Genomic DNA, 21,508 nt, shown 5'->3' with positions numbered 1-21,508 from the left:
TGTCCCCGCCTGCCCCGGGGACGGCGCGCGCCCTGGTCGTTCCCGCCCAGGAGGACCGTCATGACCGTCATCGCCGAACCGGTCGCCCCCATCGACCCGGACACCTTCCGTGCCCTGCTGCGCCGGCAGGCCGCATCCGTCACGGTGATCACCGCCGCCGGGGACCCGCCGGTCGGGTTCACCGCCACCTCGTTCACGTCGGTGTCCCTGCGCCCGCCACTGGTGTCGTTCTGTCTGGCCCGGTCGTCGTCGAGTTGGCCGACCGTCGCGGGGGCGGAGCACGTCGCGGTGCACCTGCTCGGCGCCGACCAGCGGGAGGTCGCGCGGACGTTCGCCACCAGCGGCATCGACCGCTTCGCCGCGCACCCCGGCTGGCGGCCCGGCCCGTACGGAGTGCCACTGCTGGACGAGCCGGTCGCCTGGCTGCTGTGTCGGGTGACCGAGCGGGTGCTCGCCGGTGACCACGCGATCGTGCTTGCCGAGCCGGTGACCAGTGGCCACGGCGACGGCGCCCCGCTGCTCTACCACATGGGGCGGTACGCCGCCCTGCAACCGTCCACGAAGGAGTCGTAAGTGAAGTCGTCACGTCATGTCGATCGCCGCGTGTTCCTGTCGGCCACCCTCGGCGCGGTCGCGCTGGGCCTGACCGCCTGCGCCGGCAACGAGACGCCGACGGCCGCGCTGGCCGCCGGCGCGCCGCTGCCGGAGGCCGTGCCGAAGGGCACGAAGCTCGTCGTGGGCGACAAGGAGCACCAGAAGGCACTTGAATTCTCCGGCGAGGTGGAGAAGTTCACGTTCCAGGTGGAGTTCGCCAACATCAGCGGCGGTCCGCAGACCCTGGAGGCGTTCCGGGCGAAGGCCCTGGACGTCGGAGCGGTCGCGGACATCCCCCCGATCCACTCCCACTGGACCGGCATACCCACGAAGATCGTCGCGTCCCGGTTCCGCCAGGATCCGTTGAACCACGCCATCTACCGGCTGGGCATCGCCCCCGGGGTCCCCGTCACCACGCTCGCCGACGTCCGCGGCAGGAAGATCGCGTACAGCCCGGGGCAGGCGCAGGGCGCGCTGGTACTGCGGGTCCTGCACCAGGCCGGGCTGAGCAAGCGGGACGTCAAGCTCGTCGAGCTGCCGAGCACCGGCGACGTGTACGCGACGGCGCTCGCCAGCCGCCAGGTCGAGGTCGCACCGCTCGGTGGTGTGCAGATCCCGCGCTACGCGGCGAAGTACGCCCGCGACGGCGCCACCACGATCCCGCACGGCCTGCGCGACGACCCCGGCCACCTGTACGCGCCGGTCACCGTGCTCGGCGACCCGGCCAAGGCGGCCGCGATCCGGGAGTACGTGGCGGCGTGGGCGCGGGCCTGGCGGTGGCGGGAGGCCAACCCGGACGAGTGGATCGAGCGGTACTACGTCAAGGACCAGGGTCTCACCGCCGAGGACGGCAGGTGGCTGGTGGAGAACGCGGGCGTGGCCGACATCCCGGCGACCTGGACCGATGCCGTCGCCCGGCACCAGGAGACCATCGACCTGCTGGCGAAGGAGACTGGCAACAAGCCACTGCGGGCCGAGGACCTGTACGACAGGCGCTACGAGTCCGTCGCCGCGGACGCGCTCGCTGCGGGAGGCGCCCGATGACCGCCTCCCTCCTCACCCGCCCCCACGCCACCGCGCCCGTGCGGGCGAGCAGGCCGAGGCGTCGGCTCACGCCGGGTCGCCCCATTCCCTTCGGGGCGGCGCTCGGCCCGCTGCTGCTGCTGGCGGCGTGGGCGGCCGGCTCGGCGACCGGTTGGCTCGATCCGCGTACCGTCTCGGCCCCCTGGACCGTGCTGACGACGGCCGGCGACCTCATCGCGGACGGCCGACTGCAGGACAACCTCGCCGTCTCGGCCCAGCGGGCCGGCCTGGGCCTGGCGTTCGGCACCGTGATCGGCACGCTGCTGGCCCTGGTCGCGGGGCTGAGCCGGTGGGGTGAGGCGATCCTCGACGGCCCGATCCAGATCAAGCGGGCCATCCCGGCCCTCGCGCTGATCCCGCTGCTCATCCTCTGGCTCGGCATCGGTGAGCAGATGAAGGTCACCACCATCACGCTTGGCGTGCTGGTGCCCGTCTACATCCACACGCACAACGGGCTGCGCAGCATCGACAGCCGGTACGTCGAACTGGGTGACTCGCTGCGGCTGTCGCGGGCCGTCTTCCTGCGCCGCATCGTGCTGCCCGGCGCGCTCCCCGGCTTCCTGCTCGGCATGCGGTTCGCGGTCGTGGGCGCCTGGCTGGCCCTCGTGGTCGTCGAGCAGATCAACTCGACGAGCGGCATCGGCTACATGATGGACCTGGCCCGTCAGTACGGCCAGACCGACGTGATCATCGTCGGGCTCGTCCTGTACGGGCTGCTCGGGCTGCTGTCCGACGGCCTCGTCCGACTCGTGCAGAGGAGGACGCTGTCATGGCGACGCACGCTGGCGGACTGACCGAGGCTCGACCGGTACGGGTCCAGGGACTCTCGCGCGGCTTCGGCGACCGGACCGTGCTGGACGACCTCGACGTCCAGATCGACGCCGGGGAGTTCGTGGCGCTGCTGGGGCGCAGCGGCTCGGGCAAGAGCACCCTGCTGCGGGCGCTCGCCGGCCTCGACGGCGACCAGAGGGGAGCGGGCGTCGTCGACGTGCCGGAGAACTCCTCGGTCGTCTTCCAGGACGCCCGGCTGCTGCCGTGGCAGCGGGTCCTGGACAACGTCGTCCTCGGCCTGCGCGGGCCGGACGCACCCGGACGCGGCCGCGCGGCCCTCGCCGAGGTCGGGCTCGCCGGCCGGGAACGGGCCTGGCCCAACGAGCTCTCCGGCGGCGAGCAGCAGCGGGTGGCGCTGGCCCGGGCCCTGGTGTCCGAGCCGCAGCTGCTGCTGGCCGACGAACCGTTCGGCGCGCTTGACGCGCTGACCCGGCTGCGCATGCACGGCCTGCTGCGGGAGCTGTGCACCCGGCACCGGCCGGCGGTGCTGCTCGTCACGCACGACGTGGACGAGGCCGTCACGCTCGCCGACCGGGTGCTGCTGCTCGACGCCGGCCGCATCGCGATCGACCTCGCCATCGACCTGCCGACGCCGCGCTCGCACCGACAGCCGCAGTTCCTCGCCTACCGGGAGTCCCTGTTGCGGGCGCTCGGCGTCGACCCGACGGAAGGATGACCATGCTGCACCTCAACGCGTTCCTGATGGGTGTCGGCCACCACGAGGCGGCCTGGCGGCTGCCGCAGAGCGACCCGTTCGCGCAGACCGACGTCGCGCACTTCACGCGCCTGGCCCGCATCGCCGAGCGCGGCAAACTCGACTCGCTCTTCCTCGCCGACAGCCCGGTGCTGTGGAACAGCATCGGCCGGCGGCCGGGCGGCACCCTCGAACCGACAGTGCTGCTCACCGCCCTGGCCGGCGCGACCAGCCACATCGGGCTGATCGCGACCGCCTCGACGACGTACAACGAGCCGTTCAACCTGGCCCGCCGGTTCGCGTCGCTGGACCACGTCAGCGGCGGCCGGGCCGGCTGGAACATCGTCACCACGGCCGGCGAGCAGGCGGCCCGCAACTTCAACCTGGACCGGCTGCCCGCCCACCGCGACCGGTACGAGCGGGCCGCCGAGTTCATCGAGGTGTCCCGCAAGCTCTGGGACAGCTGGGACGACCGCGCCCCGCTCGGCGACAAGGAGGCCGGGCGGTGGGGCGACGACGACCTGCTCTATCCGCCGGAGCACGTGGGGCGGCACTTCCGGGTGGCCGGCGCGCTCAACGTCCCCCGCTCACCGCAGGGCTACCCGCTGCTGGTGCAGGCCGGGTCGTCCGAGGACGGCAAGGAGTTGGCCGCCCGGTACGCCGAGGCGGTCTTCACCGCCCAGCAGACCCTCGCCGAGGCGCAGACCTTCTACCGCGACCTCAAGCAGCGCGCCGCCCAGGCGGGCCGCGATCCGCAGACCATCAAGATCCTGCCGGGCATCGTGCCGGCGATCGGCGCCACCGAGGCCGAGGCCCGCGCCCTGGAGGACGAGCTGGACCGGCTGATCAAACCCGAGTACGCCCGGCAGCAGCTCGCCACCACCCTGCGGGTCGCGCCGGAGGACCTCGACCTGGACAAAGAACTCCCCGCCGACCTGCCCAGCGAGGACGAGATCGAGGGCGCGAAGAGCCGGTACACGCTGATCGTCAGCCTGGCCCGGCGGGAACGGCTGACCGTACGCCAGTTGATCGGCCGACTCGGCGGCGGACGCGGACACCGCACCTTCGCCGGCACCCCCGAGCAGGTCGCCGACGCCATCGAGGAGTGGTACCGAGCTGGCGCGGCGGACGGCTTCAACATCATGCCGCCGGTGCTCCCGGCCGGGCTGGAGGCCTTCGTCGACCACGTCGTGCCCATCCTGCAACGCCGGGGACTGTTCCGGACCGAGTACACCGGCACGACCCTGCGGGACCACTACGGCCTGCCCCGCCCGGCGAACCAGTACGCGCGGCAGCTCGCCGCGACCGCCCGCTGAATTCCCTGGAGAGGACGATCGATGGTGGACCACCGGCCCTTCGGGCACACCGGCGTACGGATCAGCGCGCTCACGCTCGGCGCGATGAACTTCGGTCAACGGGGCAACCCGGACCACGAGGACAGCATCCGGATCATCCACCGGGCACTCGACGAGGGCATCACCTCGATCGACACCGCAGACGTCTACTCCGACGGCGAGTCGGAGGAGATCGTGGGCGAGGCGCTCGCCGGCGGGCGGCGCGACGACGTCTTCCTCGCCACCAAGTTCCACGGCCAGGTCGGCGACAACCCGCAGCACCGGGGCAACTCCCGCCGCTGGGTCGTCCGCGCGGTGGACAACAGCCTGCGCCGGCTGCGTACCGACTGGATCGACCTGTACCAGGCGCACCGCCCGGAGCCGGGCACCGACTTCGACGAGACACTTGGCGCCCTCACCGACCTCGTACGCCAAGGCAAGATCCGCTACATCGGCACCTCCACGTTCGAGCCGTCGGCAATCGTGGAGGGCCAGTGGATCGCGCAGCGGCGCGGTCGGGAGCGGGTGGTGAGCGAACAACCCCCGTACTCCATCCTGGCCCGCGGCGTGGAACGTGAGGTCCTGCCCGTGGCCCAGCGCCACGGCCTGGCGGTGATCCCGTGGAGCCCACTGGCCGGCGGCTGGCTGTCCGGTCGCTACCACGCGGGGCTCGACGCCCCGATCTCCCGCCGCGCCGACCGGCTCCCGGCCCGGTTCGATCCGCGACTGCCGGCCAACGCGGCCAAGCTGGTCGCCGTCGAGAAGCTGTCCGCCCTCGCCGACGAGGCCGGGCTGTCCCTGATCCACCTGGCCATCGCGTTCGTCCTGGAGCACCCGGCGGTCACCTCGGCGATCATCGGGCCCCGCACCCTGGCACACCTGGAATCCCAGCTCGGCGCCACGAAGGTGACGCTGTCCGCGGACGTGCTGGACCGCATCGACGCCATCGTCGCGCCCGGCACCACGCTCAACCCCGCCGACGCCGGCTACCAGCCGCCCGCGCTCACCGACCCGGCGTACCGCCGTCGCGGCGGACCGTCGACGCCGCCCGCCCGGGTGACCCCGTGAGCCGCGGACCGGCACAAACCATGCCGACCCCGCACCCAACCTCCGAAAGGAAAACCCTCACCATGGCCCTGCTCACCCGTCGCGGCTGGCGCCGCGGCGCGGCCGGAATCGCCGCCGCCGCGCTTACCGTCGGCATCTCCCTCGCCGCGCCGGCCACCGCCGCCACCGCCGCGATCACGATCGACACCACCCTCGAGTGGTACGACGTCACCGCGACCGCCGTCGCCACCGGAACCCGACCGCAGGTGACCAGCAACCGCGCGTGGGCGATCAGCTGGCTCGCCGCGGCCCGCGCGGTCCGGACCGCGCCCGCCTCGCCGGCCTACCAGGACGCCGCGCTGGCGTCCGCCGTGCACACCGCGCTGAGCGCGCTGATCCCGGACGCCACGCCTTCGCTCGACGCGGCGCTGCGCACCACGCTCGACCGGATCCCCGACGGCCGCGCCAAGGACCGCGGCCGCGCCGCCGGCCAACGGGAAGCCCTCTCGCTGGTCGCCGAGCGGTCCGGCGACGGGCTCGACCCCGCCTCCGTCAACACGCCGTACCCCGCTCCCCCGGCCGCACCGGGGATCTGGCAGCCCACCCCACCGAGCTTCACTGCCGCCCAGCAGGCCGGAAACCGGTTCGCCACGCCGTTCCTGCTCGACCGCGCGGACCGGTACCGGCTCGGGCCGCCGCCGGCGTTGGGATCGGCGCGCTACCGTGCCGACCTCGCCGAGGTCCGGGCGTACGGCGCGGCCGGCAGCACGGTACGCACCCCCCAGCAGACCGACACGGCGACGTTCTGGCTCGGCTCCTCGCTGACTCTCTACACCGGCATCCTGCGTGCGGCTCTCGCCCAGTGGACCCGATCGGCCGCCGGGCGGGCGAGCCTCGTGGCCGTCTTCCACGTCGCACTCGTCGACACCCAGATCGCGACCTCCGACACCAAGTACGCCTACCTGCGCTGGCGGCCGGTCACCGCGATCCGGGCCGACGGCGACCCCGGCTGGACGCCGCTGCACGACACCCCCGCGCACCCGGACTATCCCAGCGGGCACAACACCTACGCCGGTGCCGCCGAAGCGGTGCTCACCGCCCTGGCCGGGGCGCGGGCGCGGGAGGCGTACGCCATCACCAGCCCCACCCAGCCCGGCGTCACCCGCACCTACACCGACTGGCACCGGCCCACCCGGGAGAACGTCGACGCCCGCGTGTGGTCCGGCATCCACACCCGTACGGCCGACGAGGCCGGCGTCCGGCTCGGCCGGGACGTCGCCGCGCACGCCGTGCGCAACGCGGCCCGGTTGTTCGACTGACCCTGCTCACCGGCGGGGCGGCACGTCGCCGCCCCGCCCGGTTCCCTCTTCTCAGGAAGGCCGTCGTCGATGAGCCCTCAGTTCCTCTGGTACATCCCGAATCAGGTCGAGCCCGGCCATCGTGGCGACGACGTCGTCGAGCACCACAACAGCTTGCCGACCCTCACCAGCCACGCCCGCGCCCTTGAGGAACACGGGTGGAGCGGCGCGCTCCTCGGCACCGGCTGGGGACGCCCCGACACCTTCACGGTCGCCACCGCGCTTGCCGCCCGGACGACGACGTTCCAGCCGCTTATCGCGATCCGGCCCGGCTACTGGCGGCCCGCCAACTTCGCCTCCGCCGCCGCGACGCTCGATCACCTCAGCGACGGCCGCGTCCTGATCAACATCGTCTCCGGCAAGGACAACCTGGCCGCGTACGGCGACGGCGAGGGCGACCAGGCCCACCGCTACGCCCGCACCCGGGAGTTCCTGCACCTCGTCCGCAGGCTCTGGACCGAGGAGAACGTCACCTACCGGGGCGAGCACTTCGGCGTCACCGGTTCCACCGTGGCACTGCGACCGGTCGTCCACGGTGATCGTCGGCACCCCCGGCTCTACTTCGGCGGCGCCTCCCCCGCCGCCGAGGAGGTGGCCGCCACCGAGGCCGACGTCCAGCTCTTCTGGGGCGAGCCGCTCGACGGCGTGGCCGAGCGGATCGAACGCCTCCGTCTGCTCGGTGAGAAGCTGGGACGCGAGCACGCCCCGCTGGAGTTCGGGCTGCGGATCACCACTGTGGTGCGGGACACCACCGACCAGGCGTGGGCCGACGCCGAGGCCAAGGTGGCGCGGATGGCGGCGGGCAACGGTCCCGCCGCCCGGGGCCGGACCTGGCGGGCCGCCGTCGGTCAGCAGCGGCTGCTCGACCTCGCCGCCCGCGGTGACGTGCTCGACGACAACCTCTACACCGCTCCCGGCAGGTACGGCGGCGGCGGAGCGGGCACCACGTGGCTGGTCGGCTCCGCCGAGGACGTGGCGAGGTCGCTGCGGAGGTACCAGGCGTTGGGCGTCACCCACTTCGTGCTCTCCGACACCCCCTACCTTCCGGAGATCAGACGCCAGGGCGACCAACTGCTGCCGCTGCTGCGCGACTGAGCCCGGCCAGGCCGGCGGACACGGTCCCGGGAGGGCCGGATCAGCGTCGCCGCCCGCCTACTGGACTCCTGTCGGATGTCGAACACTTCCCGCATGTCGGACGTCGGTGCCAACCCCGCGTGGGAACCGGCAATCTGGCGCCGGACGAGGCCCCACCGCGCCCGGTCGTCGCCGAAGACCACCGTGGGCCGGCCAGGGGCCGTGTCACGGGTCCGTGAAGAGGGCACCCGGTGGCGGCGGCGCCGTCCGCTGACGGAGGCATACCCGATCGCTCCCCTGCTCACAACCGTCCTTCCCGCCGTTCCGATCGCCCGCCCCGACGTATGAGGCGAATCGCGCCACAGCGGACGTGTGTGTCTCACGGGCGAGGCCACAGCCCTTGCCAGCACCGACCTACCGTGATCACGCCACCGCTCACAACGATGTCGCCCGGTGGCCGGCAGAACGGTCACGGATGCCAGCGCGTGACGGTTGGTGGTACGCAAATCGGGGGGAACACAGATGGAGCTCAAGATCCTAGGACCAGTGCGGGCGCGCGTCGAGGACCGGTCCGGGGGCCGGACCACGACCATGCGGGAGAGCGACCTGGGGGGCACCAAGCCCCGCACGGTGCTCGCCGTCCTCCTGCTCGCCAGGGACGGCGCGGTCTGCGACGACCGGCTCAGTGAGCTGCTGTGGGGCAGCCGGCCGCCCACCACCGCCATCGGGCAACTGCACACCTACGCCTCCCGGCTGCGCCGGGAGTTGGGCCGCGAGGTGCCGCTGCTGCGGGTCGGGCGGGGCTACCGGCTGATCAGCCGGCACCTGCGGATCGACTACGCCGAATTCCTGCGCCTCACCACCGCCGGCCGGCAGGCGCTGGCCCAGGGACATCCCGAACGGGCCGCGTCGCAGCTGCGCGGCGCCCTGCGCCTCTGGCGCGGGGACGCCCTCACCGACGTCACCCCCCAGTTGGCGGCGGCCGAACGGCCACGGCTGGAGGAGCTGCAACTCGAGGCCCTGGAGGGCCGCACGGAGGCCGATCTCCTGCTCGGGGAGCATGGCCGGCTGGTCTGCGAGCTGACCGGCCTGGTAGCCCGGTATCCGCTACGGGAGCGGCTACGGGCCCAGCTGATGATCGCGCTGTGTCGCTCCGGTCGCCAGGCCGACTCGCTCGACGTCTACCGGGCGGGGCGGCGGATCCTCACCGAGGAGCTCGGCGTCGACCCGGGCCCCCTGCTGCAGGCGGCCCACGGCGCGGTGCTCGCCGGCGGAACGGTGGCGACCGGCGGCGCGGTGCTGGCCGGCGTCCGATAGGGACGCCGCTCAGGTGGCGACGCCGTGGGTTCGAAAGAGCTCGTCGATGGCGAGCCTGTCGAAGGTCTGTCCCTCGGCGAGTCGGCGCAGCACCAGCAGGCACGGCATGCCGAACTCACCACCGGGAAACGACCTGGACCGGGTCGCGCCGACGCACACCGACCACGCCGGTGCCTGCCCGCGCGGCAGCTCCGCCCCGGTCTCCGCGTCGAAGACCCGGGTGCTGGCCGTCAGGATGACGCCGGCGCCGAGCTTGGCGCCGCGCCGCACCCGGGCACCCTCCACCACGATCGACCGGGAACCGACGAATGCCTCGTCCTCCACCACGACCGGCACCGCGGAGGCCGGCTCCAACACCCCACCGATGCCCACCCCGCCGGCGAGGTGGACGTTGCGGCCGATCTGCGCGCACGAGCCCACCGTGGCCCAGGTGTCCACCATGGTGCCGGCGCCCACCCAGGCGCCGATGTTGGTGTACGACGGCATCAGCACCACCCCGGGCGCGTGGTGGCTGCCCCACCGGGCGATCGCGCCGGGTACCACCCGCACCCCGTCGAAGGTGCGCTTGAGTGGCAGCCGGTCGTGGTACCGGAACGGCCCGGCCTCGGACGGCTCCAGCCCGAGGACCCGGAACGCCAGCAGGATGGCGCGTTTCGCCCGCTGGTCCACGACCACCTCGTCGGTGACCGGGTCGACGGCGGCGACCCGGCTCACCCCGCTGTCCAGTTGGTCCACCGCGGCGGTGACGACGGCGTGGCCGGCCCGATCGTCGGTGGTCAACGTGTCCCGGCGGTCCCACAATTCGTCGATCGCGGCCGGCAGGGGCGCCCCGGTCGGGGCGTTCGGCACCACGGTGACGTCAGACATGCGCACCCCTTCTCCGGTCGGAATCCAGCGGTCCCAGGGCCCACGCCCGGGAGGTGATCTCGGCGATGTCGCGGACGGCGGCGAAGCGGACATGTCCCCGACCCGTCGGTCCGTAGGCGCCGCCGGGCATCACCACGATGCCGGCGCGACCGGCCAGGCTCCTCGCCCAGGCGTCGCCGTCGCCGCCCGGCGCGGCGGTCCAGACGAAGAAGCCACCGTCGGGGCTCCGTGCCGCCGCCCCGTTGGCGGTGAGCAGTCGCACCAGGTCGGCCACCCGGGTGGCGCCTCGCTCGTACTGGACCCGGGCGTGCTCGTCGTCGCCGAGCAGGTACGCGGCCGACCGCTGGGCGACCGCGCCCGCCATCAGCCCGGCCGCGCGGCGGCACGGCACCAACCGTCCGACCACCGCGGGATCGCCGGCGTAGAAGCCGACACGGAGCCCCGGGCTGTTCGACCGCTTCGACAGGCTGTGCACCGCGAGGACCCCGTCGACGCCGTGCGCGAACGCGGTCCGCGGCGACCCGCACCAGGTCGACTCGGTGTACGCCTCGTCGGAGACCACGAGCACGCCGTACCGCCGGCCCCAGTCGACCAGGGTGTCCAACGGTTCGAGCGCGCCGGTGGGGTTGCTCGGGCTGTTCACCCACAGGCACAGCGCACGGTCGCGTACCGAGGCGGGCAGCAGGTCGGGCCGCATGCGGTGGTCGTCGTCGGCCGGTACCCGGTAGGTGGCGAAGCCGGCCAGACGCGCGCCGTTCTCGTACGCCGGGTAACAGAGCCGTGGGATGAGCACCGTGTCACGCCCCGGCGGGACGAGTCCGGCGTCGCGCAGGAACAGCGGCAGGGTGGAGATGAACTCCTTCGCGCCGGCGCAGGCCGCGACGGCGTCCGGCGCGAGCGCGACCCCGAACCGGCGGCGCAGGTAGCCGGCGGCCGCCAGCCGCAACTCCTCGGTCCCGGCACTGGGTGGATAGCCGGCCGGCTCCTGCCCGGACGACCCGCCGGCCGTCGGCGGCGGCGGATCGGCGGGCACTCCCAGCGACAGGTCGAGCAGCGCCGACCCCGACCCACGCGCCAGGTCGAGCAGCTCCTCGCGCGACGGCGGGCCGCTCAGCACGGCGACGCAACGCCGGACACGGCCACCAGCGTGGGGGCGGGCGCCACGGCGGGCGGGAACTCGAGGGTGGCGAAGTGGTCGTGTTCGTCCTCGGCCCGGCGGATCATCTCGATGCTGCCGTCGCGGCGCAGCAGCAGCTCCTGCGGACGCAGGCGACCGTTGTAGGTGAAGCCCATCGAATGGCCGTGCGCTCCGGTGTCGTGGATCAGCAACAGGTCACCCTCCCGGAGCGCCGGCAACGGGCGGTCCCTGCCGAACCGGTCGTTGTTCTCGCACAGTGGCCCGGTCACGTCCACCGACTCGGTGGGCCCGACCGCCGGCACGAAGGGCGCCGTGATGTGGTGGTACGCGTCGCGGTAGAGCGCCGGACGCATCAGCGCCGTCATGCTGGCGTCCACCCCGGCGTACTCGCGCCACTTGGACATCCGGTTCACCACCCGGGTGGCGAGCACCCCGTGCGGTCCGGTGATGAAACGGCCGCTCTCGAAACACAGACGCGGCGCGGGCAGCCCGTACTCCCGCTGCCACCGGTCGAGGCGCTCGGCGAGCGCCCGGCCGAGCCCGTCGATGTCGGCGGCCGGCTCGCCCGGCCGGTACGGGATACCGATGCCGCCGCCCAGGTTCAGCGTCCGCACCGCGACACCCGTGCCGCGATGCAGGGCGACCACCTGCTCCAGCAGCAGTTCGAGGGTGAGCAGCACCGGCGCGGCGGTGAGCGAGTTGGAGGCCAGCATCATGTGCAGGCCCACGGTGCGGACGCCGAGCGTCACGGCGCGCGCCACGACGTCGGTGAGCCGGTCGGCGGGGACGCCGAACTTGGCGTCGGCCGGGTCGCCGAGGAAGGTGTCCGCGTGCCGGCGGGAATCCCGGTGGGCGTCGTCGCCCGGATTGACCCGGAACGCCAGGGTGTCCGGCACGGCGCCCAGTTCCGCGATCTTCTCCAGGACCGTGGCGTCGTCCACGGTGATCAGTGCGTCCGCGCGCAGTGCCGCGGTCAGCTCCGCCCGGCTGGTGTTGTTCGAGTTGAAGCAGATCTGCCGGCCCCGCGCACCGGCCCGCAGTGCCAGCGTCAGCTCGGGACCCGAGCTGACGTCGAAGCCGAAGCCGTGCCGGGCCAGGATGCGCAGGATCGCCGGATTGGGCAGCGCCTTGACCGCGAAGTACTCGGTGTAGCCCACCGACCGGAACGCCCGGTCGAAGGCCGCGCAGGTGTCGTCGATGCCCTGCTCGTCGTAGAGGTGGAACGGAGTGCCGAAACGCTCGACGGCGCGCGGTAGGGCGTCGTCCAGACGTGCCTGGAACGCGGGACTCACGGGCATCTGTGGGGTTCGCTTTCTGCCGGGGGCGGGTGGTCCGGGGTCAGTAGCCGAACCGCGCGACGATCACCGAGCGGACACGGTCGCCAGAGAGGGGGCGTCGGTAGACGTAGCTGTTCACGCTGACGTCGTCGAAGCCGGCCAGCTGCGCCTGCTCCCGCAGGTAGTCGACGGCGAGCCAGTGGAAGCCGGTCACCCCCGGCGCCGCCTGGACCCGGCTGCCGTCGCGGGTGGCGTCGTTGGAGGCCACCAGGATGCCGCGGCCGTCCACGCCGAGCCAGCTCCGGACGTGCGCCAAGATCGGCAAGGTCGCGGTACGGGCGTCGTAGAGGTGGCCGAGCAGCCCGTCGAGATAGGCCACCGGCCACGGGTCCGTGGGGGTCCACGTCGTCACGTCGGCTTCCACCGACCGGACGCCCTTGGCCGTCGACATGGCGACGGCCTCGGCCATCGCGTCCACCGCCAGCACCTCGACCCCGGCCGCGACCAGGTGACTCTCCACCGCCGCGTTGCCGCTGCCCAGGCTGACCAACCGGCGGCTGCCGGCCCGCGTCAGCTCGCCGTTGAGCAGCTCCAGCATCCAGGTCCGGTAGGCCGGCGAGTGGGTGGAGGGGGTGACGGAGTCGCCGCGCGCGCCCCCGGTCTCCCAGATGTCGAAGAGGCTGACGTCGTCGCCGGACCGCGAGCGGTAGAAGTCGGCGAGGTCGGCGAGTTGGTCGGGTCGGGTGTGGGTGGTCTCGATCGTCACAGCTGTCACCTTCGTTCGGCAGTAGCCGGCAGGGTCGGTGCGGACAGGACGTCCGCGAGCAACGGCACCAGGTCCTCCATGCCGGAGCGGTAGAAGTGGCCTCCGGGCAGGACCCGGAAGGTGAATGCGGCGGTCGTGAGGGCCGACCAGGCGGTCGTCAGCTCGTCGTCGACAAGCGGGTCGTCGGCCCCGCGAACCGCCAGGACGGGGCAGCCGACCGGCGCCGGCCCGACCGGCCGGTAGCGGGCCGAGGCCCGCACGTCGCCGACGAGGGCCCGCTCGACCAGCCGCCGGCCCAGTGGCGTCGCCCGGATCTGCGCCGGCAGGCCGCCGAGGGCGCCCACCCGGTCCCAGATCTCGTCGTCGGTGCCGTCGAGGAGGGCTGCCGTGGAGTGCCGCCACGGCGCGGCGGCGCCGCTGACCACCACCAGGGCGGGACCCCTCCCCGCCCGGTGGGCGAGCGCCGCCCAGGACGCGGCGAGCAGGGCGCCGAAGCTGTGGCCGACGACGGCCCACCGTTCGCCGGGGGCGGGCGCGTAGCGCTGGTCCAGGTCCCGCACGTATCCGTCGACCTCGGGCGGCGGCCGCTCGGCGATCCGCGCGCCGCGGCCCGGCAGCTCCGGTGCGACGACCGACAGGGCATCGCCCAGCAACGTCTCGAGCCGGTCCTCCCAGCCCCGGAAGACGCCGGCCGAGCCACCCGCGGGGGGCAGCAGGAACAGCCGGGTCGCTGCGACGGTCATGGTGTCGCGGTCGCCGGGACGGCGAGCTCGGCGGCGTACATCCGGTCGAAGGCGGCGACCAGGATGCGGTCCGCCACGGTCCCCCCGCTGAGCGCCGTGCGGCACAGCATCTTCAGCGCCCGCCAGCTCTTCGTGGCGGTGGCGAGCCCTTCGATGAACGGCTCGCCGTCACCGGCCAGCCCCGTCCACGGTTCGCCGGTACGCCGATACGCCTCCGCCACCGCCAGGTACGCCCGCTCGATCATCAAGGCCGAGTGGTACGTGTTGGTCAGTTGCGCGTGCCGGCGCTGGCCGGGCGCGGTGAGCGCCAGCACGAACGCGTCGCGGTACCGGGACAGCTGCTGGGGCAGCGTCCGCCGGTCGGTGAGCAGGGCGTCGACGGCGGCGCGTTCACGGCGACGAACCGTCCCGTCGGCCAGTGCGGTCTGGGTCCGCTCGCCCAGGTGCAGCCGGTAGAGCGAGTCGTGCTTGTCGTAGACGTGGAACAGGTTGGAGCGGATCGCCTCGACGAACAGGGCCCGGTCGAAGCGCAGCACCAGGGTACGGACGCCGACGTTGTCGATGCCGAGGTACGAGTTCTCGTCGAAGTCGACGACCGTCACCTTGTGCCCGTTGGTGCGGTGCTCGCGCAGGTAGTACTCGTCGAAGTGCTCGTGGTAGTAGCTGTCGACGCGGGCGACGCAGTGCCCGTGGTCCCGCACGGCGGCGCGCAACGTCGCCTCGATGTCGCCGTCGACGGGCAGGTGGTGCTTCTGGACGCCCCACTCCCCCAGCAACAGGGCGTCGCGGGCGGCCTCTCCGTCGAGCAGGTTCCGGCAGGACAGGCCACCCCACTCGGCGCGCAGCGTGGGGGCGCCGGCGACCAGGAGGAACGCCGCGAGCAGGCGGGGCGGCAGAAGCTGGGTCAGGCTGACGACGTGACAGTCGTAGTACACGCTCTCCACGGCGGTCCAGTGCCGGCCGGTGACCTCCGACTGGTGGGTGGTCACCCCGGGGACGTCGCGGGTGGGGTGCTGGACGGCGACGGGCTCGGGCTCGGGCACGAAGGCCAGGGTCACGGCGTCGCTCGTCGGGCTGGCGGTCGCGGGACCGTCGACGGTGGTGGTCACGGGCGTCTCCCGAAGGCGAGGCGGAGGGTGGCGGGTGAGCGGAAGCTGAGCCCCTGCACGGGGCTCGGCGTGGCGTCGGCGAAGCGCAGGCCGGGCCGACGTTCGAGCAGCAGGCGCAGCGCGGTGGTCACCTCTGCCAGCGCCATCCGGCGGCCCATGCACTGGTGGCGTCCCGCGCCGAAGGACAGCAGGCGCTGGTTGCCCGGCCGGCCCGGGTCGAACGTGTCCGGGTCGGGGAACACCGCGGGGTCCCGGTTCGCCGAGCCGAGCAGGACGGTCAGCAGCGAACCCTTCGGAATGTCCTGGCCGAGGAGCTCCCCGCCACCCCAGATCCGGATGGTGCTGTGGATCGGCGCCTCGTACCGCAGGGTCTCGTCGACCACCGCCTCGACGAGGTTGCCGTCCTCGGCGACCTGCGCCATCAGTTCCGGCCGCGCACACAGGGTGTGCAGCACGTTCGCGATCAGCCGGTTGCTCGTGTCGATGGCGGCAGGGATGAGCAGTCCGACCTGGCGGACGATCTCGTCGTCGTCGACGTCGGCGCCCTCCGCGGCGGAGGACAGCAGTTGCCCGATGACGCTGTCGTCCGGTGCGGGTCGCAGCTCGGCGACCCGGCTGTGCAGCAGGGCGCGCATGCGTGCCCACGCGGCGACGGCGGCCCGTCGGCGCACCGGATCGGCCGAGTCGATGAAGGCGATCACGGCGTCGCTGCAGCTCTGGAACTGCGGCACGTCCGCCGGTCGCAGGCCGATGATCCGCGACATCACCCGGATCGGTACGGCGTTCGCGAAGCCCGTCACGTAGTCGGCCGGGCCGTCACCGGCCGCTGCGTCCAGGTCGTCGAGCACGCCGCGCACCGCCGCCGGGACGAGATCGTCGAGGTACCCGGGGATCATCGACGCGGAGAAGCTCCGGTTCGTCAACGCCCGCAGCCGGACGTGCTCCTCCCCCTCCACGTCGGTCACGGTGCGACCGAACAGCACCCGGGTCGCCCGGAACGGACTCTCCACACTGGAGCGTCGGTCCCGCAGCACCGCGCCGGCCGCGGCGTGGTCCGTGGCGAACCAGGTGCGGTGCACGGTCGAGTGGACGAGGTGGCCCTGCGCCCGCAGCGCCGCGTACACCGGGTAGGGGTCGAGCTGGAACGCGGGCGTCCCGAAGTCACGGTCGGCTCCGGCCCGCGCGGGCGCGGTCACCGCACCACCGCCGCGTCCGACGCGCCGTCCGGCTCCCACACGGCGGCGAAGCGCAGCCGGTGGTAGTCGGCGTACCAGCGGCCGTCGCGCAGCAGCGTCGGCGCGGCCAGCTCGTTGATCCGCGCCAGGACGGCGTCGCGCCGGTCCGGCGGCACGTGGCCGATCAGGGCCGCGCCGAACATGGCGACCCAGTCGGCGACGCCTCCCGGACAGTCGGTCAGCTCGGTGGGCCGGGCGAAGTAGTCCATCCGCAGCACCTGGAAGCCGTGCGCCTCCAGCAGGGTGGCGTACTGCCCGGGGCTCGGGAAGTACCAGGGCATCCGCGCGCCCTCGGTCAGGCCCAGCTCGGCCAGCGCGGTGCGGACGGCGGCGAGGATCCCGGCCACGTTGTGCGCGCCGCCGAGCTCGGCGACGAAACGCCCACCCGGGCGCAGCGCGCGACGGACCGCCGCGACGACCTCCGCCGGACGGGTCATCCAGTGCAGCGCCGCGTTGGAGAACACCGCGTCGACCTGCTCGTCGATCCGGAAGTCGTGACCGTCCGCGAGCAGCACGTCCGATCCCAGCCGGGCGCTGGCCGAGGCGACCATGGCGGGGTCACCGTCGACCGCGATCACCCGCGCGCCGCGCGCCGCGATCGTGGCGGCCAGCTCACCGGTGCCGCACCCCAGGTCGAGGACGGTCTCGCCGGGCACCGGGGCGAGCAGCTCGACGACGCCGCCCGCCAGCGCGGACACGTAGCCGAACTGACGGTCGTAGCGGTCGGCGTCCCACCCGGGCGCGGGCTGGGACTCGTGGACGGAGTGCTGTGTCATCGTGTCACCCTCGATCGATCTGCTGGAGCATGAGTTCGGTCGTGCCGCCGGCGAGCGCCAGGCCGGTCGCGTCCCGCAGGGCCCGTTCCGCCGGATGGCCGCGCCGGTAGCCGTCACCACCGGAGAGTTGCAGCGCCTCGTCGGCGACCTCGGCCAGCACGGCGGCGGCCCGGTGTTTGCCGGCGGCCGCCCAGCCGCCCGGGCAGGCGCCCGCGGCGAGCAGCCGGAGGCTCTGCCCGGCCATCGCCCGCACCTCCTGGACGTCGGCGTCGAGCCGGGCGAGCGTGAACCGGACGTGCTGGTTGGTGATCAGCGGGACCCCGAAGGTGGTCCGCCGGCCGGCGTCGGCGACCGCGTGGTCCAGGACCGACGCGGCCAGTTCGGCCATCCGGACGGCGAGCATCACGCGCTCGTGGATCCAGTGGCGCATCAGCACCAGCAGCCCGTGCCCGCCGACGGCGAGCACGGCCGCGACCGGGGCCGCGTCGAGCGCCACCGCACCGGTCAGGCCGGTGTGTCCCAGGCCGTCCAGGGTGGTCACCTCGACGCCCGGCCCGGCGGGCACCAGCAGGAGCGCCGGTCCGCGCCGGCCGGTCCGCCCGTCGCGGTCGTCGGCCAGCACGAGCAGGTGGTCGGCGTACGGGGCGTTGCTGATGAACCACTTCGTCCCGGTCACGGTCAGCCCACCGGCCGACCCGGCGCCCACAGTGGTCCGCAGGGCGGTCAGGTCGCTGCCGCCGTCCGGCTCGGTGGCGGCCAGCGCGCTCGTCGACGAGCCGGCGAGGGCGCCCGGCACGAGCCCCGCCGGTGTCGTCGGCAGGACGCCGAGCAGGCGTGTCGCCACCTCCAGGTGGGTGAGCAACGCCGCGCCCGGCGCGCCGTTACCGACCCGGGCGAACGCGCGGTGCAACGCGGCGGCACGCCACAGGGCGGTGGCGCGGTCGCCGCCGCGGTCGGCCCACGCGTCGCGCAGCAGGCCGGCCTCGCCGACGGCGCGCAGCAGCTCCCGTACGGGCGGGCCTGCCGACTCCCAGGCGTCCGCAGCGAGCAGGCCGTCGCGGTGCCGGTCGGTGAAGGCGTCGACCCGCGTCGCGAACTCGACGTCGGCGGCGCCCTCCGGGCAACGCGACCCGACGGTCGTGGCGAGCACCGACGCGGGGGTCACTGGGGTCACCCGCGCAGGCGGGCGAGGGCGGTGAGCATCATCTCGTCCGATCCGGTGGAGATGGACAACAGCCGGGTGTCGCGGAAGGCACGGTTGACCGGGTGGGTGCTGAGCTGCCCCTCGGCTCCGTGCAGGTGCAGGCAGGTGCGGGCGACCGCACGGGTGAGACGGCTGGAGCGCAGCTTGACCGCTGCGGACACGGTGTTCACCGCACCGCCGGTCACCCACCTGTCGATGCCGGTGTACGCGAGCTGGCGTACCGCCTCCACCTCGGCGCGCAGGCGGGCCAGCTGCGCGGCGGGCTGCTGACGGTCGGCGATCGGTACGCCGAAGGTCCGCCGCTCCCGCAGCCGTTCGGCGGTGCGCAGCAGCAGGGTGTCCGCCATGGCGATCGCGCGACAGGCGGACAGGATGCGCTCCGGTTCGAACTGGCGCAGCTGGGTGACCAGTCCGAGGCCGTGCCCGCCGAGGCGGTGCCCGTCGGGCACGAACACGCCGTCGAGGCGAAGCTGACCGGCGACGCCTGCGGTCCGCAGCCCGAGCGTGGCGTCCGCCGGCTCCACGCGCACGCCCGGGGCGTCGGCCGGCACCATCAGCAGGACGTGACCGAAGGCCCCGCGTGCCTCGGGTAGCCGGGCCAGCACCGCGAACGCGTCCGCGGTGAGCCCGGCCACGATCCACCGTTTGGCGCCGGTCAGCCGGTACCCGCCCGGCTCGGGGGTGGCCGTGGTGGCGACGGCTGCCACGTCGGCGCCGGCGCCCGGCTCGGAGACCGCGTGCCCGAGCAGGCAGCGCCCCGCCAGGGCCGGGCGCAGGAAGCGCTCGACGGCCTCCGGCCCGCCGGCCTCGGCCAGCATGGGCGCGACCATGTCGTTGTGGACCGTCACTCCCATGCCCACGCTGTCGAACAGCAGCGCGCCGAGGCATTCGGCGAGGACCACGTGCTCCCAGGCGGTGCCGCCACCGCCGCCCTGGTCGACGCCGAACCGCATGCCGAGCCAGCCTCGCGCGGCGAGGCCGGTCAGGATCTCGCGCAGGGGGATCGTGCCGCGCCGCTCCCAGGCGTCGACAGCCGGTGCCACGGTGGCCTCGAGGTGCTCGGTGAGGCGGGCCCGCAGCTCGTCCTCGGCGGGCGTGAACCAGCCGGTGCGGGCCGCGACGGTGAGGGCCGCGGTTCTCACGGCGCCTCGCCGAGCAGCAGCGCGGCGATACGGGCGCGGTCCGGCTTGCCGGTGGACAGCACCGGCACGGACGGCAGTCGGTGCAGCTCGCGCGGCACCATGTAGCGGGGCAGCAGGTTGCCCACGTGCCTGACCAGGGCCTCCACCGTGTCTGCGGGCAACGGCAGCAGGGCGGCGTCCGGGCCGGGATCCGGCTGGTCGTCGGTCGCGTGGGGGCGCAGCACCACGGCGCACGCCAGCGACAGCCCGTCGCGCGGATCGGGGACGGCCACCACGAACGCGCTGCCGACGGCCGGGTGCGCCTCCACGGCGCGACGTACCTCGTTGAGGTTGATCCGGTAGCCCTTGATCTTCACCTCGTCGTCGCGCCTGCCCGCGAAGCGCAGCGCCCCGTCCGCGCCGCGTTCCCCGATGTCACCGGTGAGGTAGAAGCGCGTCCCCTCGTGGTCGAGGAAGACCGCCGCCTCCTCCGTCGGGCGGTCCAGGTACCCGCTCATCAGCTGCGCACCGGCGATGGCGATCTCACCCGGGCCGTCCGTGGTGATCCGGCCGTCGGCGTCCCGGAAACGGATCGTCACCCCCGGCAGCGGCGGCCCGATGGGGTACGGCTCGGTGCGGCCCGGTTCGCGCTCGCCGATCGGCTGGAAGGTCACCCCGCACGTCGCCTCGGTCGGACCGTAGCCGTTGACCACCACGAGATTCGGGGCGGCGTGCAGCCAGTCCTGGACGGTGGCCGGGTTCAGCACCTCCGCGCCGGTGAGGATCCGGCGCAGCGCGGTCAGGTCACGCCCGCCCAATCCGGGCGCCGTCCGGGCCAGCAGCGTCAACGTGGAGACCACCGCCGTGAAGTGGGTGATCCGGTCCCGTTCGATGAGGTCCAGCACCCGGGCCGGCAGGACGAACGCCGGGCCGAGCCGCACGTGCGCCCCTTTCAGCAGCGGCAACAGCAGATCCGCCACCGAGCCGTCGAAGTGCAGGGCGGTCGTGTTCAGGCAGCGTGCCCGATCGGTGATGCCGAGCACCGGGTCGACCGCGGCGAAGAACGCCTCCAGCGCGCCGTGCGGGATCCGGACGCCCTTCGGTCGGCCGGTGCTGCCGGAGGTGTACAGCACGTAGACCGGGTCGTCCGGCGCGGTGGCCACCGGCAGGCCGCCGAGGTGGGCGTCCGCCTCGGCGCCGAGCTCCTCCACGGCCACCACCGGCACGGGCAGCGCCTGGTCGACCAGCCGGGCGACCGCCGCGCGGCCGGCGAGAAGACGTGGGCTTCCGCAGTCAAGCAGCAGCGCGCGCCGCCGGTCCGCCGGGGCCGACGGGTCGATCGGCAGGTAGGCGGCACCGGCGGCGACCGCACCCAGCAGCGCCGTCACCGTGGCGGCGGTCTTCTCGCCGTGCACGGCGACCAGGTCGCCGCGGCGCACCCCGCGGCTGCGCAGCCCCGCGGCGACCCGCAGCACCCGCTGCCACAGCTCGGCGCGGGTCAGCGTCCCGTCCGGTCCGGTGAGCGCCGGCAGGTCCGGCCCGGCGGCGGCGTGCCCGGCGAGCGCCGCCAGGAGGGACCAGCCCACCGGCGCCGGGCCGCCGGCCTCCGGCGTCGAGGACTCGACGAGCATGGTCATCGGGTCGCACGCCTCTCGACGAGGGCGACCAACGCCGCCAGGCTCTCCAGCGCGTCGAGGTCCTCGGCTTCCTCCCCGAACTCGATGCCGTACTCGCTGCCGAGCCGGACGGTGAGCTCCACGGCGTCGAGGGAGTCCAGGTTGAGCGCGCGCATGAAGTTGTCGTCGGCGGCCAGCTCGGCCGAGACGTCGCGCTTCTTGATGGTGGCGAGGGTGTCGGCGAGACGGTCGCGGACGCTCTCGGCGGTGGGACGGGTCATCGGCTGACTCCTGAACGGTCTCGGGTGACACGGGTACGGCCGA

General features: G+C 73.8%; 21 protein-coding genes. 9 read left to right on the top strand and 12 right to left on the bottom strand.

All coding sequences use genetic code 11. The features are described from left to right. Nucleotides 1-60: 60 nt before the first annotated feature. From MILUP08_RS14740 to MILUP08_RS14700, 9 genes are all read left to right on the top strand, one after another. Nucleotides 61-573 (top strand): flavin reductase family protein, encoded by a 513-nt coding sequence (locus MILUP08_RS14740; RefSeq protein WP_007458973.1) that lies wholly within the window; start codon nt 61-63, stop codon nt 571-573. Next, on the top strand, nt 574-1,638 hold the full coding sequence (locus tag MILUP08_RS14735; protein ID WP_007458971.1) for an ABC transporter substrate-binding protein: 1,065 nt from the start codon (nt 574-576) through the stop codon (nt 1,636-1,638). After that, nucleotides 1,635-2,471 carry an ABC transporter permease gene (locus MILUP08_RS14730; protein ID WP_007458969.1) on the top strand — a complete coding sequence of 279 codons (837 nt, stop codon included), beginning with the start codon at nt 1,635-1,637 and terminating at the stop codon, nt 2,469-2,471. The genes MILUP08_RS14735 and MILUP08_RS14730 overlap by 4 nt, the downstream gene beginning before the upstream one ends. Further along, nucleotides 2,447-3,184 carry an ABC transporter ATP-binding protein gene (locus MILUP08_RS14725; protein ID WP_007458967.1) on the top strand — a complete coding sequence of 246 codons (738 nt, stop codon included), beginning with the start codon at nt 2,447-2,449 and terminating at the stop codon, nt 3,182-3,184. Before MILUP08_RS14730 ends, MILUP08_RS14725 begins: the two co-directional genes overlap by 25 nt. 2 nt (nt 3,185-3,186) lie before the next feature. Beyond that, entirely contained in the window at nt 3,187-4,518 is a 1,332-nt protein-coding gene (locus MILUP08_RS14720) for an LLM class flavin-dependent oxidoreductase (protein WP_237747073.1), read from the top strand. 21 nt (nt 4,519-4,539) lie between these two features. Further along, nucleotides 4,540-5,604: an aldo/keto reductase gene (locus tag MILUP08_RS14715; protein ID WP_007458962.1), complete on the top strand. Its 1,065-nt coding sequence runs from the start codon at nt 4,540-4,542 to the stop codon at nt 5,602-5,604. A 62-nt stretch (nt 5,605-5,666) separates the two neighbouring features. Beyond that, a complete protein-coding gene (locus tag MILUP08_RS14710) occupies nt 5,667-6,902 on the top strand; it encodes a vanadium-dependent haloperoxidase (RefSeq protein WP_007458960.1) in 1,236 nt (411 codons plus the stop codon). Nucleotides 6,903-6,971: 69 nt separating this feature from the next. Further along, complete coding sequence (locus tag MILUP08_RS14705; protein ID WP_007458957.1) at nt 6,972-8,036, top strand: LLM class flavin-dependent oxidoreductase; 1,065 nt, start codon at nt 6,972-6,974, stop codon at nt 8,034-8,036. Nucleotides 8,037-8,537: 501 nt separating this feature from the next. Next, nucleotides 8,538-9,332: an AfsR/SARP family transcriptional regulator gene (locus MILUP08_RS14700; protein WP_007458953.1), complete on the top strand. Its 795-nt coding sequence runs from the start codon at nt 8,538-8,540 to the stop codon at nt 9,330-9,332. Between the two features lie 9 nt (nt 9,333-9,341). Here the strand turns inward: MILUP08_RS14700 and MILUP08_RS14695 are convergent, their stop codons facing one another. The 12 genes from MILUP08_RS14695 to MILUP08_RS14640 are packed head-to-tail and all read right to left on the bottom strand — an operon-like array spanning nt 9,342 to nt 21,465. Continuing rightward, nucleotides 9,342-10,199 (bottom strand): 2,3,4,5-tetrahydropyridine-2,6-dicarboxylate N-succinyltransferase, encoded by an 858-nt coding sequence (locus MILUP08_RS14695; protein ID WP_051065724.1) that lies wholly within the window; start codon nt 10,197-10,199, stop codon nt 9,342-9,344. Further along, on the bottom strand, nt 10,192-11,316 hold the full coding sequence (locus tag MILUP08_RS14690) for a pyridoxal phosphate-dependent aminotransferase (RefSeq protein WP_007458949.1): 1,125 nt from the start codon (nt 11,314-11,316) through the stop codon (nt 10,192-10,194). The genes MILUP08_RS14695 and MILUP08_RS14690 overlap by 8 nt, the downstream gene beginning before the upstream one ends. Further along, nucleotides 11,310-12,635 (bottom strand): diaminopimelate decarboxylase, encoded by a 1,326-nt coding sequence (locus tag MILUP08_RS14685; protein WP_007458947.1) that lies wholly within the window; start codon nt 12,633-12,635, stop codon nt 11,310-11,312. The genes MILUP08_RS14690 and MILUP08_RS14685 overlap by 7 nt, the downstream gene beginning before the upstream one ends. A 40-nt stretch (nt 12,636-12,675) precedes the next feature. Further along, the gene (locus MILUP08_RS14680; protein WP_202805218.1) at nt 12,676-13,380 is read right to left on the bottom strand and encodes a class I SAM-dependent methyltransferase; all 705 of its coding nucleotides are present in this window, start codon (nt 13,378-13,380) and stop codon (nt 12,676-12,678) included. 5 nt (nt 13,381-13,385) lie between these two features. After that, nucleotides 13,386-14,123, bottom strand: a complete 738-nt coding sequence (locus tag MILUP08_RS14675; RefSeq protein WP_007458944.1) for a thioesterase II family protein — start codon at nt 14,121-14,123, stop codon at nt 13,386-13,388. Then, entirely contained in the window at nt 14,120-15,232 is a 1,113-nt protein-coding gene (locus tag MILUP08_RS14670; protein WP_007458943.1) for a hypothetical protein, read from the bottom strand. Before MILUP08_RS14670 ends, MILUP08_RS14675 begins: the two co-directional genes overlap by 4 nt. Further along, nucleotides 15,229-16,428: a cytochrome P450 gene (locus MILUP08_RS14665; protein WP_007458941.1), complete on the bottom strand. Its 1,200-nt coding sequence runs from the start codon at nt 16,426-16,428 to the stop codon at nt 15,229-15,231. Before MILUP08_RS14665 ends, MILUP08_RS14670 begins: the two co-directional genes overlap by 4 nt. Next, nucleotides 16,425-17,243 carry a class I SAM-dependent methyltransferase gene (locus MILUP08_RS14660; protein WP_007458939.1) on the bottom strand — a complete coding sequence of 273 codons (819 nt, stop codon included), beginning with the start codon at nt 17,241-17,243 and terminating at the stop codon, nt 16,425-16,427. Before MILUP08_RS14660 ends, MILUP08_RS14665 begins: the two co-directional genes overlap by 4 nt. A gap of 4 nt (nt 17,244-17,247) precedes the next feature. Beyond that, a complete protein-coding gene (locus MILUP08_RS14655; protein WP_007458937.1) occupies nt 17,248-18,417 on the bottom strand; it encodes an acyl-CoA dehydrogenase family protein in 1,170 nt (389 codons plus the stop codon). After that, nucleotides 18,414-19,589, bottom strand: a complete 1,176-nt coding sequence (locus MILUP08_RS14650; protein ID WP_007458934.1) for an acyl-CoA dehydrogenase family protein — start codon at nt 19,587-19,589, stop codon at nt 18,414-18,416. Before MILUP08_RS14650 ends, MILUP08_RS14655 begins: the two co-directional genes overlap by 4 nt. After that, nucleotides 19,586-21,205 carry an amino acid adenylation domain-containing protein gene (locus MILUP08_RS14645; protein WP_007458933.1) on the bottom strand — a complete coding sequence of 540 codons (1,620 nt, stop codon included), beginning with the start codon at nt 21,203-21,205 and terminating at the stop codon, nt 19,586-19,588. The genes MILUP08_RS14650 and MILUP08_RS14645 overlap by 4 nt, the downstream gene beginning before the upstream one ends. Continuing rightward, nucleotides 21,202-21,465 (bottom strand): acyl carrier protein, encoded by a 264-nt coding sequence (locus MILUP08_RS14640; RefSeq protein ID WP_007458931.1) that lies wholly within the window; start codon nt 21,463-21,465, stop codon nt 21,202-21,204. Before MILUP08_RS14640 ends, MILUP08_RS14645 begins: the two co-directional genes overlap by 4 nt. Nucleotides 21,466-21,508 lie beyond the last annotated feature (43 nt).

The sequence above is a fragment of the Micromonospora lupini str. Lupac 08 genome, from assembly GCF_000297395.2.
Taxonomy (GTDB): Bacteria; Actinomycetota; Actinomycetes; order Mycobacteriales; family Micromonosporaceae; genus Micromonospora; species Micromonospora lupini.
Note: the sequence above shows the minus strand (reverse complement) of the source record. Positions and strands in the feature narration are given on the sequence as shown.